This window comes from Christensenella tenuis, from assembly GCF_014287795.1.
Taxonomy (GTDB): Bacteria; Bacillota; Clostridia; order Christensenellales; family Christensenellaceae; genus Christensenella; species Christensenella tenuis.
In genome coordinates this window covers 426459-444433 of the sequence record NZ_JACOON010000002.1, presented here as the reverse complement: position 1 = coordinate 444433, position 17975 = coordinate 426459, and the positions used below count along the sequence as shown (strand labels likewise).

At 41.8% G+C, this 17975-nt stretch carries 13 protein-coding genes and 1 pseudogene; 3 read left to right on the top strand and 11 right to left on the bottom strand.

From position 1 onward, the window contains the following. Positions 1–256 precede the first annotated feature (256 nt). On the bottom strand, positions 257–1324 hold the full coding sequence (gene rfbG / locus H8S18_RS05860; protein ID WP_186857364.1) for a CDP-glucose 4,6-dehydratase: 1068 nt from the start codon (positions 1322–1324) through the stop codon (positions 257–259). After that, positions 1324–2103 (bottom strand): glucose-1-phosphate cytidylyltransferase, encoded by a 780-nt coding sequence (rfbF, locus tag H8S18_RS05855; protein WP_186857363.1) that lies wholly within the window; start codon positions 2101–2103, stop codon positions 1324–1326. Before rfbF ends, rfbG begins: the two co-directional genes overlap by 1 nt. Before the next feature lie 229 nt (positions 2104–2332). On the opposite strand from rfbF, the gene H8S18_RS05850 reads away from it, so the two are divergent. Both H8S18_RS05850 and H8S18_RS05845 read left to right on the top strand, forming a co-directional pair. Beyond that, on the top strand, positions 2333–5071 hold the full coding sequence (locus H8S18_RS05850; RefSeq protein WP_207721655.1) for a DUF4214 domain-containing protein: 2739 nt from the start codon (positions 2333–2335) through the stop codon (positions 5069–5071). A gap of 228 nt (positions 5072–5299) precedes the next feature. Next, positions 5300–6967, top strand: a complete 1668-nt coding sequence (locus tag H8S18_RS05845; RefSeq protein ID WP_186857361.1) for a glycosyltransferase family 39 protein — start codon at positions 5300–5302, stop codon at positions 6965–6967. 349 nt (positions 6968–7316) lie between these two features. Here H8S18_RS05845 and H8S18_RS05840 read toward each other — a convergent pair. From H8S18_RS05840 to H8S18_RS05815, 6 genes and pseudogenes are all read right to left on the bottom strand, one after another. Further along, positions 7317–7883: pseudogene (locus tag H8S18_RS05840) on the bottom strand (type I glyceraldehyde-3-phosphate dehydrogenase); the annotation flags it as partial. A gap of 241 nt (positions 7884–8124) precedes the next feature. Beyond that, on the bottom strand, positions 8125–9255 hold the full coding sequence (locus H8S18_RS05835) for a DUF4062 domain-containing protein (protein ID WP_186857360.1): 1131 nt from the start codon (positions 9253–9255) through the stop codon (positions 8125–8127). Positions 9256–9310: 55 nt separating this feature from the next. After that, complete coding sequence (locus tag H8S18_RS05830; protein ID WP_186857359.1) at positions 9311–10435, bottom strand: XRE family transcriptional regulator; 1125 nt, start codon at positions 10433–10435, stop codon at positions 9311–9313. 18 nt (positions 10436–10453) lie between these two features. Further along, positions 10454–11185 carry a DUF5986 family protein gene (locus tag H8S18_RS05825; RefSeq protein WP_186857358.1) on the bottom strand — a complete coding sequence of 244 codons (732 nt, stop codon included), beginning with the start codon at positions 11183–11185 and terminating at the stop codon, positions 10454–10456. A gap of 114 nt (positions 11186–11299) precedes the next feature. Continuing rightward, entirely contained in the window at positions 11300–11899 is a 600-nt protein-coding gene (locus H8S18_RS05820) for a recombinase family protein (RefSeq protein ID WP_186857357.1), read from the bottom strand. 368 nt (positions 11900–12267) lie between these two features. Continuing rightward, the gene (locus tag H8S18_RS05815; protein ID WP_186857356.1) at positions 12268–14073 is read right to left on the bottom strand and encodes a C40 family peptidase; all 1806 of its coding nucleotides are present in this window, start codon (positions 14071–14073) and stop codon (positions 12268–12270) included. Between the two features lie 117 nt (positions 14074–14190). Between H8S18_RS05815 and H8S18_RS14930 the strand changes: the two genes are divergently transcribed. Next, positions 14191–14385, top strand: coding sequence for a ribbon-helix-helix protein, CopG family (locus H8S18_RS14930; protein ID WP_186857355.1), 195 nt, complete (start codon positions 14191–14193; stop codon positions 14383–14385). Positions 14386–14699: 314 nt separating this feature from the next. Here the strand turns inward: H8S18_RS14930 and H8S18_RS05805 are convergent, their stop codons facing one another. The 3 genes from H8S18_RS05805 to gap all read right to left on the bottom strand — a co-directional run bounded on the left by H8S18_RS05805 (position 14700) and on the right by gap (position 17958). Then, entirely contained in the window at positions 14700–15728 is a 1029-nt protein-coding gene (locus H8S18_RS05805) for a hypothetical protein (protein ID WP_186857354.1), read from the bottom strand. Positions 15729–15846: 118 nt separating this feature from the next. Then, positions 15847–16749 (bottom strand): tyrosine-type recombinase/integrase, encoded by a 903-nt coding sequence (locus H8S18_RS05800; RefSeq protein ID WP_186857353.1) that lies wholly within the window; start codon positions 16747–16749, stop codon positions 15847–15849. A 204-nt stretch (positions 16750–16953) separates the two neighbouring features. Then, entirely contained in the window at positions 16954–17958 is a 1005-nt protein-coding gene (gene gap, locus H8S18_RS05795) for a type I glyceraldehyde-3-phosphate dehydrogenase (RefSeq protein WP_186857352.1), read from the bottom strand. Positions 17959–17975: the final 17 nt, after the last annotated feature.

Below are 17975 nucleotides of genomic sequence, written 5' to 3'. Positions count from 1 at the left end.
GAAATGTTCACTCTCTTTTGGCTGATATCATACGCTTTCTTTTTCTTTATTTTTGAGAGAAGAAAAAACACCGCTATAAAAAGAATGAAATACAGAATGAAAGTGAAAGCGTATAATTTCAAGTTGGATATTGCAAAAAATATCCCTATCTGCCACACGATCAACGTCAGTGCTGACGCGATCACAAAAGCATAGACCGCTGCCTGTGCGGCAATATGCTTTTGTTCTAACCCGGATCGTTTCTTTTTCCCCGCATTCATTTCGCCGCGTCGCCCTCTTGCAGGTATTCCACAATTTGTTTTTCCATACATTCGGTTACATCGCCGCGTCTCTGCCAATTCTTCACCCATTCTACCGTTTTTTCAATTGCCGTTTGGATATTCCATCTGGGCGTTATTTTCAAAACTGTTTTTGCCTTAGAACAATCCAGCTTTAAAAAGTTCGCTTCATGGACGGCATTTTCCTCACAGGTGTTTTTCCATTCAATGCCGCCCCATGTTCTGCAAAATATCGTAGCCAACTCTCCTGTCGTTACGCAGTCCGAATCATCCGGTCCTATATTATAGCTGCCAGCCGCTCCCGGATCTTCATATTGTGCCTGTACAATGGTAAGATAGGCATATAAAGGCTCAAGCACATGTTGATACGGCCTCGTCGAATAAGGGTTTCTTACCAATATTGTTTTGCTTTCCGTCGCTGCGCGTACACAGTCCGGAATGATTCTGTCATTTGCAAAATCGCCGCCGCCAATCACATTCCCTGCGCGCGCAGTGGAAACAGCCGTCTTTGTTCCTTTGAAAAAGGATTGTTTATAACTGTCTGTCACAAGTTCAGAGCAGGATTTCGAGTTGGAATAAGGGTCAAAGCCATTTAGCTCATCAATTTCCCGATATCCCCATTCCCACTCATTATTTTTATATACTTTATCCGTCGTAACATTCAAAAACGACTTTACGCGGCCATTCCGCCTTACCGCTTCCAGAACGTTCACAGTTCCCATTACGTTTGTCTCATAGGTATATACAGGGTTTGCGTAAGAATCCCTGACGATCGGCTGCGCAGCCATATGAATCACAATTTCAGGCTGCGCCGTTTCTATGGCACTCTCCAGCGCGCTCAAATCGCGTACATCCCCTATAATCGAATCCACCCGCTGATCCAGTCCCGCTAAATAAAAAAGTGCCGGATCTGTTGGAGGCTCCAATGCAAATCCGGTGATTTTTGCTCCGCAGAGCAGCAATAATTCACACATCCAAGAGCCTTTAAAGCCCGTATGACCAGTGAGAAATACACGCTTTCCCCGAAAAAAATCTTTTTGAAACATCAGTCTTCCCAAACCTTCCATGGCGCCCTATTTTCAGAAAGCAGCTTATCGAGCAATTGCTTATCGCGCAGCGTATCCATACATTGCCAGAACCCATCATGCTTAAAAGCCATAAGTTCATGCTGCTGGGCCAGCTTCTCGAGCGGTTCCCGCTCCAGAACCGTATCATCGCCATCAATGAAATCAAATATCCCAGGCTCCAAGACCATAAAACCGCCGTTAATCAATCCCATATCTTCCTGCGATTTTTCCCGGAAGGAAGTAATTGCATTTCCTTCCTCAATATCGAGTATCCCAAAACGGCCGCTGGGCCGTATTGCTGTCATTGTCGCAATCTTTCCATGACTTTTATGGTAATCTATCAAGGCATTGATATCCACATCCGATACGCCGTCCCCATAAGTCAACATAAACGTCTCATCCCCAATATGATCCTGTATGCGTTTGAGCCGCCCGCCCGTCATTGTATTAAGGCCGGTGTCCACTAAGGTTACTTTCCACGGTTCCGCAAAATTATCATGTACTACCATTCTGTTTCCATTTCTGAAATCGAACGTAATATCAGACATATGCAAATAATAATCCGCAAAAAACTCTTTAATTACATAGGCCTTGTACCCAAGGCAAATAATAAAATCATTATGCCCAAAACCGGAGTAATATTTCATAATGTGCCACAGGATGGGTTGATCGCCGATTTCAACCATTGGTTTTGGCTTCAAATGGGATTCTTCGCTGATGCGCGTACCGAAGCCTCCCGCTAAGATTACAACCTTCATTTATCATTTCTCCCTATGCAATAATAAATGTATTATACTTTAAAACGCGGCCTAAAGTCAACGCTTCCCCCCACCCACACTGCGTTCTTCTATTCCGGATGCTGGTTGGCAGCCCAGTTCGGCTTTTCATTTCCTATTGTGCACAGTCAAGCGCTTTTTTGTATTTTCTCTTGTGATTTTTTATCGGAATGTTTAAAATAATAATTATCATAATGATGCGAGGTCGGCTATGAAATTTTTCTTCCGAAAATTAACTCCTTTTTTTGTTTCCATATGCATTCTTTTTTCTATGATCGTTGTAATTCCTTTTACAGGGTTTGCAGAGGAGGCGGCTCCTGTTGAATCTGTTGCCGCAGCCTCTCCTGTGGAGGACGGGGGCGAAATTCCTTCTCTAGCGGAAGAATCCACGCCTTCTCCGTCTGCTTCAGAGCCGGCCACAGAGCCTTCCCCCTCCGGTTCCCAAGGGGAAAACTCCTCACCGGCTCCATTAGCCGAAATCATCGAGATTGCCCGCTCAGATGGCGAAAAAGCGGCAGTGTTGATCGACGCTTATGAAAACACCGAAGAATTTGAAGCGGGCGTAAGGGATATCCTGTCCCTTTATTATACAGAAAATCTGGATGCACAGCGCAAGGCATTCGAAGCTTCTTTGCAGGGGAAGGCCATTGATATTGTTAATGCGTTCCATGCTGCGGCTCAGGAACGTTCATCCGCAGAGGAACTTGATTATATTCCAGGTGAGGTCCTGGTTGTATACAATAATAATGTTACCGAAGAACAGGCCAGCGAGGCTGTCGCCGAGTCTGACGGGCACTACCTCGAAACAGTCGATACTCCTTCCGAAGAATCCGTCGGTATCGTAGAAATTTCTCTTGAACATACGGTCAGCGAAGCAATCGAGCAATACGAGGCAAATCCCAATATCAAATATGCCCAGCCAAATTACCTCTACTCCGCACTGGAAACTTTACCGGAAAGTATATCGTACGATACTTCTTACAGTTATCCCGACGATCCTTATGCCAGTTCATCCGATCAATGGTATTTATCTAAAATCTCAGTTCCTGAGGCTTGGGAGCTTTTAAGCAGTACGCCGCACACCCAAATAACCGTAGCGGTTCTCGATACGGGGGTTGACGTTTTCCATCAGGATCTCCAGGTGAATCTGGATAAAAACCTGTGTGTAGATTCCACTTCAGATTCCTTGTCTCCCATCACTTCGGATGGCGGCAGTCACGGCACCCATGTAACAGGCATCATTGGCGCTACGGCAAATAATGGAATTGGCATTGCAGGAATATCCGGCGGGGCCGGAAATGATGTGGTTAATGTGATGACAATTGATGTCTTTACAGAAGATAAAGCCTCCACAGCATCTGTTGTACGCGGAATTAATTACGCTATAGATCAGGGAGCGCGAGTGATTAACCTGAGCCTTGGCTATACGACCCTTAATGAATCCAATTACGATTACACATTGAAAAACACGATTGATGCCGCTGTTTCCGGGAATACGGTCGTCGTATGCGCTGCCGGAAATGACGGCTCATCCGCTTATTCTTATCCTTCGGATTTCGATTCCTGCATCAGCGTGATCTCTACGACAAACTATACAAGCGCCTCTTCCAATTGCAGATCCAGTTTTTCAAATTATGGCAACGCCAAGGATATCTCGGCCCCCGGTTCTTCTATCCTAAGCACAGTCCCTACAGGAAGGTACACTTCCGGATACCCTTCAGGTTATGGGGTGCTCAGCGGCACTTCCATGGCGGCTCCCGTTGTGTCGGCTGTGACGGCGATGATGTTGTCTGCGGATCCTTCGCTGACAGTTGATGAAATCAAAGATATCCTTTATCGTACCGCAACCGATTTGTATACTACCGGGTACGATGTACAGACCGGCTGGGGAAATGTCAATGCGCTTGGGGCCATGATTGCAGTTGTCGGCCTTCCCGCCCCTGAAGATCTTTCCGCTGCTCAAACGAGCAATGTAGGGATTGCCTTGAAATGGAATGCGGTACCCAACGCTTCCGGCTATTATGTCTACCGTTCTTCCTCTCTGAATGGCGAATATGCATACCTTGGTCAAAGTTCATCTCCCACATATCTGGATACATCTGCAACATTCGGCGCCACTTACTATTATAAAGTCGCCGCCCATCACTCAAAAGCCGGCGTAACCAGTGATCTGTCCGAGAGTGCAGGTATCGCTTTTAAATGGCTCAGTTATCCGAGTACGCCAGAAGGGTTCGTGCAGCGCCTGTACGAAATCATCCTCAGCAGACAGCCGGATACTTCGGGAAAGGCTTACTGGGTCACGCGGCTCAATTCCCAGTTGGAAACGGGTGCATCGGCATCCTATAATTTTTTATTTTCAAAGGAATTTTCGAACAAAAACTTCTCCGATTCGGATTTTCTGGATATTTTGTACCGTGCTATGATGAATCGTGAGGCAGACACCTCCGGAAAAAATTATTGGCAGAGCTTTCTGGATAAAGGCGCAAGCCGAAAATATGTTTTCGCAAACTTTGTCAATTCTTCAGAATTTAAGCAAGTCTGTTCTTCTCACAATATTTCTGTCGGTTCTTATCGCTCCGATGAAGCACGCGACCGTAACATTGATGTCACAGCTTTCGTAAACCGTTTATACAAATTGGGGCTAACCCGTTCTTCCGACGTGTCCGGCCTCAATCACTGGACAAATGAACTTTTGGCAGGAAGAAAAGGCGGCATTTCCGTTGCATACGATTTCTTTTTCAGCCAGGAACTTATAAAGCAGAATATAAGCAATGAAGAATTTGTGGATCGGTTGTATCTGACTATGATGAACAGGACTGCCGATCCAAACGGAAAAACATTTTGGTCAACACAGCTCAAGAACGGCAATAGCCGCAAAACTATATTTATGAATTTTGCAAACAGCCCTGAATTCAAAACGATTTGCCGTTCTTACGGCATCTCTTTATAAGCATAAATTTGAAAAGCCTTCCTTTGTAGGAGGGTCTTTCTTATGGCAAGTGTCTTCCTGATTCTAAATGAAAAGAAAAACGGTTCTTTTTTCTTGCTGGCAGCGATGTTCCTTGTGCATATGCAATCAATTTTCTTCCTTCTTCTTTGCGTTCGTTGACATGCCGCAAATTATCTTTTAGAATATTAATTCAGTAGATTATTTGCAAAATAATCAAAAGGAAAGTCTATGACAATTGCCCATCAAAAATGTCCGTTTTCATATAAAGACCTAATTTGCGTCGCATTTATTGTAATCATCAGTTATTGGGTTGCTTACTCTTTTGCACTCAGGGGCATCGATCCGCACCATGATGGCTTCATGCTGAAAACAGCGGCCGACGTTGCAAATGGCTTAATATTGTATAAGGACACCTATACGCAATATACTTCTCTTGGAATTTATCTGCAGGCATTTGGAGTTTCTTTGTTTGGGGAATCTGTGCGTTCTATCCACATTATGACATGCATTTTTCATGCTTTTTCCACATGCCTCATTTATATCATTACCAGGCGTTTTTCCAATCGAATTATCGGTATGCTGGCGGCACTGATCGCCATCAGCCTTGGATATTACTATTTTTGGAACTTTCACCCTTGGTCCAATGTGTTTGCGGTGACATTTCTCCTTGCTGCCTGCCTGTGTATGATTCGCTTTATTGAACAAAGGGGAACCAAAAATATTTTTTTGGCGGGCGTTTTCGCGGCATGTACCTTTTGGTGCAAACAAACGGTAGGTTTATCGATTTTTGCAGGCCTTGTTCTTCTCTTGCTCTTATGGCTTTGCCGTTTTTCCAGCAGAAAGGAAACCCTGGGCAATATTTCATGGTATCTTTTAGGCAATATCCTTGTTTTTGGTATTTTTATGTCGATTATTATTATCCAAGGTGCTTTCAGTGACTGGTGGTTACAGGCAATTGAAAACGGGGCGCAATTCGCGGTTGACCGCATCGGCGACCAAGGCAGTCTAGCTGCGGCAATTTGGAATAATTTGTGGGGAGTCAATTATAACCCGCAATATGATTGGATATGGAGTCTTTTGCCGGCTTTGTCACTTGTCCTTTTTGGCACCGCGCTCACCAGATTGCTGATAGGACGCCGTCAGGGTCAAAAACGGATTGGTAACAAAATCAGGCTCTGCGCTTATCTCTGCTTAAGTATTTTTTGCTTGTCTTCCTGGTTTCAGTACTATCCCATTTCCTGCTACCGCCATGCGGAATGGGGAGCCTATCCTATGTTTTGTGTGCTAGCAGTTGTGTTGTGGGAAACCATTACTTTCCTGCTTCAAAAAATGAAACGCCCGCGAAAATCTGCCTGGTGTACGCTGCTGACTTGTGCTGTATTGCTTGCGATATGCAGTACCAATATTTTTGTCCGCTTTCATCTGGGCTACGACAAACTAACCGGTTCCCAAGGCTCCAAACCAATTACAGATTCCGAAGCGAGTCATGGGCAATCAACGATATTATATAATAATAAAGAATTTCCTTTCCTGAACGGACTATATTTGTCTCCAAGCGAAGTTATTTTCTATGACGCTTTCAATCAGTCCATAGCAGAAATAAAAAATATTTATCCCGATAAAAATATCGTTAACATTACGCAATTGATTTTATTTTCTTCCTATACCACGGAAAACGTGTTCCCCAAAACGTTTGGCGTTTCGGGCGGATATGATTCTTTCGAAACGGATTTGCAAGAATATATTAATACGGAGTCTCCTATTCTCATCGCGGATACAAAGACCCTTCCATCTGAATTAGGCCAAAATTACATCTTATTTGCAAAAATTCCGGGAACCAGCGGAGATGTTTTTGATCTCGCAGGCGATATTATTATTTTGGTCCCGCAAAACTAACGTCCCGCATTGGATATATGAAGACCCGTGGAATAGGGAATATATTTTGATATAATATTATATCTACATCTTGGAATTTCTGTTCGCGTCGTCCCTTCCTCGTCCGGCAGTTAAATTCAAATTCCGGCAGTAAATCCTTGAATAACATAAAAGCACCTTTCTTTCCGAATATAAACCCGTTAAGAAAGGTGCTTATTTTATGTTGTTATGATAACGATTTGGTAATACGTACTTGCAAATATGCTTTTACCAACAGTTATCGTACTTGAAACGGCTTTCCCGTAATCTTGAAAAATTTCAATGTCTTTTCCCTGAGATGCAATACCGTTCAATCATGCATGGTTATCGCTTATTTCACGCTGTCGATATAGGAGATAAGGTCAAGAACCTTATTGGAATACCCCCACTCGTTGTCATACCAGGAAATCAGCTTCATGAAGTTGCCCGTAAGCGCGATACCGGCCGTCGCGTCGAAGATGGACGTATGAGCGTCGCCGAGGATGTCGCTGGAAACAATAGCGTCTTCCGTATAGGACATGATGCCTTTCAGTTCGCCTTCGCAGGCTTTCTTGACAGCCGCGCAAACCTCATCATAGGTCGCTTCTTTCTCAAGGCGGCAAGTAAGGTCAACAACAGAACCGTCAAGCGTCGGAACACGCATGGACATACCCGTCAGCTTGCCGTTCAGTTCCGGGATAACCTTGCCCACCGCTTTTGCTGCGCCTGTGGAAGAAGGAATGATGTTGCCGGCAGCAGCGCGTCCGCCTCTCCAGTCTTTCTTGGAAGGGCCGTCAACCGTCTTCTGGGTAGCCGTCGTCGCGTGTACCGTCGTCATAAGGCCTTCCACAAGGCCGAAGTTGTCGTTGATGACCTTCGCCAGAGGAGCAAGGCAGTTCGTCGTGCAGGACGCATTGGAGCTCTTCACAATCAATAGAACAAATATTCAGTTTTAGTGTTTTTTCGACATCGTTATCATAATAGAAGCGATAACCGTTGTCGTATTCCAGATAAGAATATCATACTTGAAAACAAGAGTCCAGAGCCAATTTTACTCTGCCATTACTTAATTTCCGTGTCTGTGAAATCAGGTACTAACCCCTATCAGTTAAAAATAAAAGAAAGGGGATATTGTTTAGTATCCCCCTTATCTAAATCCTTCAAACGATTAAATCTAGAATCTCTTGAGCGTCTTCTGATTTCATTTTGTGCATCATTCTCATGATGCTATTTTGATTCTTAAAAAGAGTATCTAAAACTATAACCTTATCTTCTTCTTTAAGCGTCTTAAAGTCTTCCCAATCTGATTCTAAATCATCCAACATATCTTTTGAAAAACGAGTTTGGTAAACTGTTTTATCTGCCATAACTAAAATACACCTCGTTCCAAAGCCTCTACTCCGCTCTTCTCCTAATTGAGTATAATCAATTATTTGTTGAACTCCCGCTTCTTTTAATACCATTTTCCAAGTGCTACTTTGCTTTTTTAATTTACTAATTGATGTGTACTTTAATGCGACTAAGACATCACTTAATCTTCTAAAGCGCACAACCCCCATTGCCACTTCCCTTTTGCTATCTTCCTGTATCGTCGTTAAAATAGCTGTTTTCAGGTCTTCTAATTGTTCACTTAGCAGTGCAGTTCTATTGTGTTCAATCCTATTATTTCTTTCTTCCCAAAGCAAACGTTGAAAATAATTTGCCCACTGTTTCCTTAGTACATCTTCAATATCGTTAATATTATCAAATGGGTATATAGTATTTCCTACATTTCTAGCACGAATAAAATTTATAAATTCGAAAATATATTTTGCGGTCTCTGGTTTAGCGATAGACGGAAAAATCATTTCGTCAATTATATGACTATCCTTATTTTTCTCATAAATTTCATGATTATGCCACAATTTTTCTTCAACAAAAGTATATATTGGCAAAGATGCTTGAATTGCCCTTAATACTTCTGCCTGTGTTATTGATAAAACTTTGTCTTTTTCATCCAATATCTCGGTGCTCCTACTTTTATCTTTCAAACTCTCGAAGTCTATTTTCTTCAAAGCATCCGTACTACATTTTCCTCCAAAACGCGAACCAATTATTAAAAGAACCATGTCACAATTAGGCACTTCATTGATACAACTCACATGTGTATGCTCGCGAGGGTCATATAATAAATCGCTATATTCACTCATAATAGGCTCATAGCCTATGCTTTCAATGAAGCTTCTCAGTCTATCCCTCAATATTTTCAAATCATAACATGTAGAAGAAACGAAAACTTTAAGATTTGACATGCTTTTCACCAGTCCTTTTCGTATAAATATGTCCTCTTCCCCTATTATTAATGCTTTACTTTACTAATCGCAGTTTTAACTCTGGCTCGTCTATAACATCTAACATTCCCTTTGGTAAGGATAACAACTCCTCAAAATCACTAGCGTTTAGCGTCAATCCACTTTTTGATAACTCAAAAAGAATTTTGTCACCAGACATCCCATTATCAAGCAATATTTTTATCGCTTTTTTAAACAGTGTAGGTTCTTGCAATTTCCACTCTTTATCAAACGGTTCGCATGCTATCCATTTTCTATAAGAGCGTTTCTTCATCAATGCTTGATATTCAAAATTCGAAATTCTCCCTAATGCCCTCGCGCGCATAATCATAGCAGCTATTGATACTTTCCATTTTTTCTTTAACAGCACATAAGAATTCAAATCTAATGGATTACTTAAATCATTGTCGAATGCACTGTGTGGCAATAAGAATGATGCTGCAAATAAGTTAGCCTCTTGTTCCATCGCTTTATATTCTTCCTGAGCCAAATCCTTTACTACCATATCTCGATGCATTACTATATGACCTAGTTCATGTGCTGCATCAAAATTCCGACGCACCATTGACTGTTTATCATTTCCAAGGACAACACAAAATTGTTCTTCCTTACCAAAAGGCATTTGCGTAAATGCATCTATTTTTTTATTCTGAACATCCAGAGCAGATACAATTATCCCATTTCGCTCAAGCAGATTGACCATATTCTCTATTGGTCTATCATATACTCCCCAAAGATTTCTTACTTCCTGTGCCATTGAATCAAAATCATCTATCTTATCAATTCGAGGAAGATTAAACGCAGGCATATCTAAATAATTTTTTAAAAAATTATAGATAAAAATTATCATCTCTATTTTTATTTCTTGCGTATCCAAATCCAATTTCTTAGTTGTAGCTGACGCTCTAAAAAAAGTGTTATTTTTTGCTGCAAAATTATACAGGTTTTTTGACGTAAAAAAACCTAATGGAAAACCAAGCACCTTTACAAATTGCAGAACTACATCGACTTTGGGAGTTATCTCATCTTTTTCATATTGTGAAATTGCTTGCTTGCTTACTGTCACATGTGCCTCTAGGTCTGTAATGGACATATTTCTATACAATCGCGCCATACGAAGACGCTTTCCTTTGAATTCCATAATTCACTCTCCATTCGATTACTCAATGGCATCTTTACCAAGCTGTCTTTTCTTATCCTTTTCATCAACAGGGATATCCTCTTCATCATCAAACATAAAAACAAATTTTTTCAGTTTAATATCAATTCCATCATCCTCCTCTACCTCATCTATGGGTTCAAATGTCTGATAATGAACTTCAATATAATGACTCAAATCTTCTATTTCAATAATTTTCATGTATTTTGATACTAGTACTGCTTTTGCACCAATAATTTCTAACCCATGCATTAGAAATACAATAGTTACATAGGATTGAGGCGTCTCCCCACCAAGTAACACTTCAACTTGTTCCTTAATGGCAGCTACTTCATCATCTGGCGGTGTAATACACTCTTCCCATACAATTTGCTTCCCCTCATCTATATCATTATACCCTGCGATACCCTGCAAGTAGTGAAAATGTCCGTTTCCATATTCTGAAAGCAAATCTTTAAATTTACTTTCGTTCATTACAGAAATCAGTACACGGGTTTTCTCATCGTAAACAAGCGGCAATTTATAGCCGCCCCTTCTTAACGTCACTACTCTGGTATGCGAACAGGCTTCAAGCACACGTGCTACTGCATCATAAATATCATCTAGCTTTGCAAAATTCGCTGCATTATTATATCTTTTATTTTCCGATGCTAGTCGGTCACTTGAACGCTGTAAGCCACTGTCTATTGCCTCTACAAAAGCTCGCTTATACTCTTCTCGGAGTAAAATCAATACGGGAATCCTCCTATCTATTATTTATAAGAAGAGTATAAGATTTTTTATTAATTTTGTCAATCTTAATCTAAAAATTATATTATCAGTAAATTTATTTCCTTGTTTTAAACTTTATGTCATTATCCCTACATACTTATAAATCGTCGTCCGACTCATCCCACACAACCGTGCAAATTCCGACACATTGATTTCCTTCTTTTTATACTTGGGATAGTGCTTCATAAATACTGAGGGAATATCATCTAATGACGTATGCGGTCTACCTGCCTTTCGACCTTTAGCGGCGGCGTTCGCCATTCCGCTCTTGACGCGTTGGCTTATCATGTTGCGCTCCAGTTCTGCAAACACGCCTGCCATCTGTAGGAACGCTTTTGTCATTGGGTCTATCTCTTCCCCTGCCGTACAATCAACAGTGATAGAACCAACGATAGACAGTTTTAAACGGCGTTCCTTCACCATCTCAATTATATCCAATAATTGTTTCGTACTGCGCGTGATACGGCTGACTTCCAGTGACGTTATGGTATCGCCTTCCTGTAATTTTTCAATTAAGCGCTTCCACTCTACCCTATCTTCTTTCATTCCGCTTTCATATTCCAGATAGATGTTATCACGCTCTACCCCTTGTTGTATGAGTTCCCGAATCTGCCGTTCAATATCCTGCCTATCCTCATTTGTGGAACATCTTGCATATCCATAATTGACTGCCATATTTTTCACCCTGTTTCTTTTTTCCTTGTACTTATATTATATTTGTTCACAAAATGGTTGTCAATATTTCTTGAACACTTTGTGTGTATTTTACCCTCTTTTTTCCTATATTTGAGCAACAAAAAAAGTGCTCACATTAAGAACTGTTTTTGTGAACGCTCGTTTTGCTGTATTTTACGGCATTCTCCATTTAAGAAAATACATCTACTGAATATTCAGAACGTAAAAGAGGAACGGCGGGGCGGCAAGCAACACATATCTCAGTGTTACTCTACCGCCCCGCATATTTCATTATGACTCTCTTTGACATGAAAAATCACATTTTCCCCTTATATGAAGATGTGTGGAAATCCATATCACGCTTTCGTCTATGGTGCAACCGTAACGCTTTCGCTTGGGGATACCGTCAATTCTCGTGAATTAGACGGGGTAACATTTGCGCCTTCCGTTGGACTTGCGCTGGGCGATTCTTTAGGTGTTTGCGTGGGGGATGGGGTAGGTATAGATTCTTCCGTTTCAGATTGCATCGTGGCGGTGCTTGTTCCAAACAGACGCTTCCCGCAGATAAATCTATCCTCAAACCACGAGCTCATTTCCCGCATGACTACTTTTCCTGCGGCAGACGAAGCATCTATCACTATACCGTCACCTATGCAAATTGCCACATGCCCCGTTAAACATACGATATCGCCATACTGCAAATCCTCAAATTTATCTACTGTCTGATAGCTGCTCTGTGCCCATTGACTGGACGTCATATACGCAAAACTACCGTTTCCGCTGTTATTAAGCGCATAATCCACCAACCCCGAACAATCAAATCCTTTTTCTGGTGTCTTTCCCCCCAGCATATAAAGCACGTCTAATTGTTCAAATGCTTTTTGGACAAATGCTTCGGCTTGGGTATTTCCATTCGAGGGAGGTAGCGTCAAATTGTATAAACGCTTCCCGCAGGTAATCGTCTGCCTCGTAGCATCATCCAACTCTACTATTACTACTTTTCCTTCGGACTGCGATGCTTCAATCATCTGGTTATTGCCTAAGTAAATTGCCAATCGTCCGGGCATGCAAAGAATATCCCCACGCAAATATCCACCTTCTGCATTGGGATAACTGCTATTCGCCCAGCCGCTGGAAGTCATAAATCCAACAGAGCTTCCACTTTGCTTGAGTGTATAATAAATAAATCCAGATGTATCAAAAGAATCTGGTCCCTTACCACCGTAAGCATAAGGTTTATCTAACTGTGCTTTTGCTACATCAATAAATGCTTCAACATCAGCAATAACAGGCGGCTCCGGCGTAGGTGTTGGCGATGGCGTTGGTTGACCATAAGTGGAAGCGTAATCAAAAATAATCTTATTCATATCAATATATTGCTGATAATATGGACGTTGACTGCCATCATTAAACGCAATAAAATGCCCATTATCATCAATAACAGCTTTTGCGCCAATACCATCTTCAATGCCAAAACATCTCAACCAGATTTGATTGCCCGCTAAAGATGGGTCTGTATAGCCCGTAATTTTGCATGAGATTGTATATTTATAATCCGTTCTTTGATACTGGTCTCTTTCTCGCCTCAGTTCTGGATTAGTAGCCCATTCATCCCAACTAATATCGGTGAACTGTTCTTTGTCTGTCAGTTCAATATCAATAGAATTGATATGTACCGTTACTCCATCATCAGTAACCCAATCAAACTCTTTATTCGGGTAACAAGGAAATTTTGTACCAACAGGAATATTTGCTATTGGCGTACCTATAGAACTTTCCGTTCCTTGCCCTGTAGCCGATACACCTGTATCTGTGCTTCCAATCCACCAATTACCATTAGAACCAATGTATGGCGTTTGACCGTCGGCACCATCCCGACCATCTTCACCGTTCGCCCCATCTTTGCCGTCTTGTCCATCCCTACCGTTTCTCCCATCCGTACCAGAGATGGATTTTGATGCTGTTGATGATGGTGAAGCGGACGGCGAAGCACTTGGCGTTGGCGAGGCACTTGCCGACGGAGATACTGTAGGCGTTATCTCATCTTGCTGTTCAGAATTTGATATAACTGTTTCCGCAGGTTCTGGTGATTGTTGCTGTCCATCTTTACCACACCCCGCAAACGTGGCAACAACCATAGACAGTACAACCAATAGACATATTATCTTTTTCATTTTCTCCAACCTTTTTAATATTAAAATTTTATGTAGTCGCTACAGTATTCACTACATATTTGTAATATATATTCTATATCAATTGCAGAGTAGAATCAAGATAAATGAGGTGTTTCAGTGAAAGACGGTAAAATACGCATTACTAAAAAAGAAAATCTAAAAGGCGAAGATGGAAATTCCGTTATTTCTGTCCGCATCAAAAAAGCTATATTATCAGAATTGGATAATATAGCCAAACAGACAGACCGTTCCAGAAATGAAGTAATCAATATATTGTTGGAACAGGCAGTAGAAAATATCGAAATAGATTAGCACAATATTAGGATTAGGGATAGAAGACAGATGGCAGAGCGCCGTAAACGCTCTGGCCATCTTTTTTCTTATCCCTCTGAATGTGAATATTTTTCTATTAATTGTCTGCATGTGCTTTAAAAAGCAAGAATTTCACGACCATGCTTTCCGAAGCAAAAAGTATACAAAATTTCTCTATTATCATATTCATATTTAAGAAAAGATATTTTTAGGGCAATTTTTTGTATGTATTTTTCATACACTTTTTACAAAAACGATTTCCCTAAAATGTTGAATATATTGCTGATTATCCACTTATTTTGACGACACTATCACTATTCTGCGGCAAATTCTCCCAGCGCCGCAACCCTGTCCCATTGATTTCCCGCATACAACAAATAAGGATTGATGATAATTTTCATGTCTTCTTCCCGTTCTTTGTGAGTAAAAGATACCACATGCATTTTCCTTCCATGATAATCGAAACTGATAGCATCGTAATATTTCACAAGCCGCCATGCGTTCGACTTGTCGTATCCAATCATGTCGCAAAACTCGCCCAACGTCATCGGCTGTATGTATTCCAATTCCACAGTAAGCGGCTGGCGGCAGACGATATTCCATTCAAGATTTATAAACGGCATCAGCATGAAGATATAACCTAAATGTTTATGCTGGTGCGGTCCGATTGACTGATACAGATTAGCCAGTTGCCGGATATAAATCCTTATGCTTCTTTTTCCGTTTGGAATATCAACAGGGAATTGTGAATCCTTATAGAAATAATCCCGTGAAAGGTACAATCCATCTTCCTTTTCCTGTAAATAACCCTGCCCCAATATTTCATTGTAAAATTCAGCAAACAGCGTGCCGGAAAGATTCAATATCTTTTTCATAGTCGTTTTCTTCATTGAGACAAACTGTACCGGACGTTCGCCCTTTTTAGGTATTTTCCTTGCCATCCTCCCTATCCCGGATAAATCATAGCGGCACATCAATTTATTATCGCCATAATTCAGGTAAGTCGCTAAATACATCAGCCGCACCAGTGTTTGCGGTGCTAATCCTTCAAAATCCTTTTCGCAATTCTTAAATGTAGAAAAAATAAACGCGCCTGTTTCCGTTGATTTTTCCTTTTGTCCTTTATGCTTCAAATAACGCTTCTGCATTACTTTCTGCCGCTCACCCAGCGCTTTTCCGTATTCGCGCCTCTGCTTTGCTACTTCCACAGGCATCGCAACGTACCCTGTAGAAATATCTTCGCCTGTTTCTTTATCAATAACGGCAATCCTTTTTGGTCTTTGCATCTGAGCCGCCTGTACATTCGCTATATGTCGCGCCTGTTTTTCATTACCATTAGCCATTTTCAATCCTCCGTTTCAAAAATTCCTTTACTATTGGGGCAATTATATATTGGTTTTTTTATGGTGTCAATCGTTCTCGCATTCCCGTAATTCCCTTTACTTAAACGCTATTTTCATTTCAAAGATTCATCAACGGACTTGTCTTCATCGCCGCTTCCACCACTTCCCTGTCCTTGATTCCTTCCAAGTATCGCTGTGTAATTGCAATACTTTCATGTCCCATCAAACGGGATAGCGTATAAAGGTCAAGTCCATTCCTTAACTGTACCTGTGCGTAAGTATGGCGGCAAGTATGCGGCGATATCCGTACTTCTTTACTGACCTTCGCAAACTTCCCAGCATCTTTCACCACACGCTCTATCATTTCATGTGTCAATGGCTTTGCCCTTCTGCTTACAAAAACGTTGGGCGGCAAAACGCGGTATTGGAAATAGCTGTTACGCGCATTTAGATACTTAAACAGTACCTTTGCCAAGAATGGGGATTTTGGTACAACACGTTCTTTGTTTCCTTTTCCATGCACTAAGATGAAATCCTGCTTTAACTGCATATCCTTCAGCGTCAGGATTTCATTCAAACGCATACCTGTATCAAACAACATACAAAGGATGGCTTTGTTCCGTAACGTCAGGAAATCAAAACCATTATAATAATCAATCATCTTTTTGATTTCAATGTTGGTAAACGTCTTGATGATTACCTTTGGCTGGCGCAAGTTCCTAATTCGTTCTGTCAGTAAAGTTTCTGTGTAATGTTCTTCATACGCGTACTTAAAGTAACACTTATATGCTTTCAGCAGGTCATTGACATATTGCGGCTTTCGTCCCGCATTGGTCTTTTCCATCAAAAAGCCCTTGATATGGCGCGGCTGAACATCTTCCAGCATCGTAATATGATGTTCCGTTTCCAGATACCGCAACAAGTATTCTATCTGTTTCCTGTAATTGTCAACCGTCTTGTCAGACAACTTGCGGCACTGGCAGTTAAACACATACTCCATCAATAAATCTTTTAACAACATACAAAAAAGCATCCTTTCTTTTGAACATTCGTTCTATTGAAAAGATGCTTTTCTTGCATTTTTATACGGCTTTTTGTGTTTCACACTCATCGGCTACGAAAACCCGAACCGTTGTCTTCACATTTTTGTCTTTTCCGTAATCCGCTATGCTTCACCCATAAAACCGCTTTGCTGTCGCATTCTTGCGAGTGCCTATTTGATAACTTATTTCACAGAATCAATGTAAGAAATCAAATCCAGCACTTTGTTCGAGTACCCCCACTCGTTGTCATACCAGGAAATCAGCTTCATGAAGTTGCCCGTAAGCGCGATACCGGCCGTCGCGTCGAAGATGGACGTATGAGCGTCGCCGAGGATGTCGCTGGAAACAATAGCGTCTTCCGTATAGGACATGATGCCTTTCAGTTCGCCTTCGCAGGCTTTCTTGACAGCCGCGCAAACCTCATCATAGGTCGCTTCTTTCTCAAGGCGGCAAGTAAGGTCAACAACAGAACCGTCAAGCGTCGGAACACGCATGGACATACCCGTCAGCTTGCCGTTCAGTTCCGGGATAACCTTGCCCACCGCTTTTGCTGCGCCTGTGGAAGAAGGAATGATGTTGCCGGCAGCAGCGCGTCCGCCTCTCCAGTCTTTCTTGGAAGGGCCGTCAACCGTCTTCTGGGTAGCCGTCGTCGCGTGTACCGTCGTCATAAGGCCTTCAACAAGACCGAAATTGTCGTTGATAACTTTCGCCAGCGGAGCAAGGCAGTTCGTCGTGCAGGACGCGTTGGAAACGATTGTCATGGACGGATCATATGTTTTGTTGTTAACGCCCATTACAAACATCGGAGCATCCGCGGAAGGAGCGGAAATAACAACCTGTTTTGCACCGGCATCAATGTGAGCCTGCGCTTTTTCTTTCGTCGTGAATACGCCCGTAGATTCTACAACATAATCGGCGCCGATCTCGCCCCACGGAATCTCCGCCGGGCTCATTTTATCAAACACTTTGATTTCATTTCCATTTACAACGATTGCACCATCTTTGTGGGAAACTTCACCGTCAAATCTGCCGTGAACGGTGTCGTATTTAAGCATATATTCCATATATTCAGGATCAATAAACGGATCGTTAATTCCTACCACCTGAATGTCCGGATTCTTCGTCGAAGCGCGAAAAACCAGTCTGCCGATACGACCAAAACCGTTGATACCAACTTTGATAGCCATAATGTAAAAATCCTCCT

Bases quoted from the DNA above. Each gene is read 5' to 3' on its own strand.
- rfbG (WP_186857364.1), bottom strand. From the start codon at position 1,324: ATGTTTCAAAAAGATTTTTTTCGGGGAAAGCGTGTATTTCTCACTGGT.
- rfbF (WP_186857363.1), bottom strand. From the start codon at position 2,103: ATGAAGGTTGTAATCTTAGCGGGAGGCTTCGGTACGCGCATCAGCGAA.
- H8S18_RS05850 (WP_207721655.1), top strand. From the start codon at position 2,333: ATGAAATTTTTCTTCCGAAAATTAACTCCTTTTTTTGTTTCCATATGC.
- H8S18_RS05845 (WP_186857361.1), top strand. From the start codon at position 5,300: ATGACAATTGCCCATCAAAAATGTCCGTTTTCATATAAAGACCTAATT.
- H8S18_RS05835 (WP_186857360.1), bottom strand. From the start codon at position 9,255: ATGTCAAATCTTAAAGTTTTCGTTTCTTCTACATGTTATGATTTGAAA.
- H8S18_RS05830 (WP_186857359.1), bottom strand. From the start codon at position 10,435: ATGGAATTCAAAGGAAAGCGTCTTCGTATGGCGCGATTGTATAGAAAT.
- H8S18_RS05820 (WP_186857357.1), bottom strand. From the start codon at position 11,899: ATGGCAGTCAATTATGGATATGCAAGATGTTCCACAAATGAGGATAGG.
- H8S18_RS05815 (WP_186857356.1), bottom strand. From the start codon at position 14,073: ATGAAAAAGATAATATGTCTATTGGTTGTACTGTCTATGGTTGTTGCC.
- H8S18_RS05805 (WP_186857354.1), bottom strand. From the start codon at position 15,728: ATGGCTAATGGTAATGAAAAACAGGCGCGACATATAGCGAATGTACAG.
- H8S18_RS05800 (WP_186857353.1), bottom strand. From the start codon at position 16,749: ATGTTGTTAAAAGATTTATTGATGGAGTATGTGTTTAACTGCCAGTGC.
- gap (WP_186857352.1), bottom strand. From the start codon at position 17,958: ATGGCTATCAAAGTTGGTATCAACGGTTTTGGTCGTATCGGCAGACTG.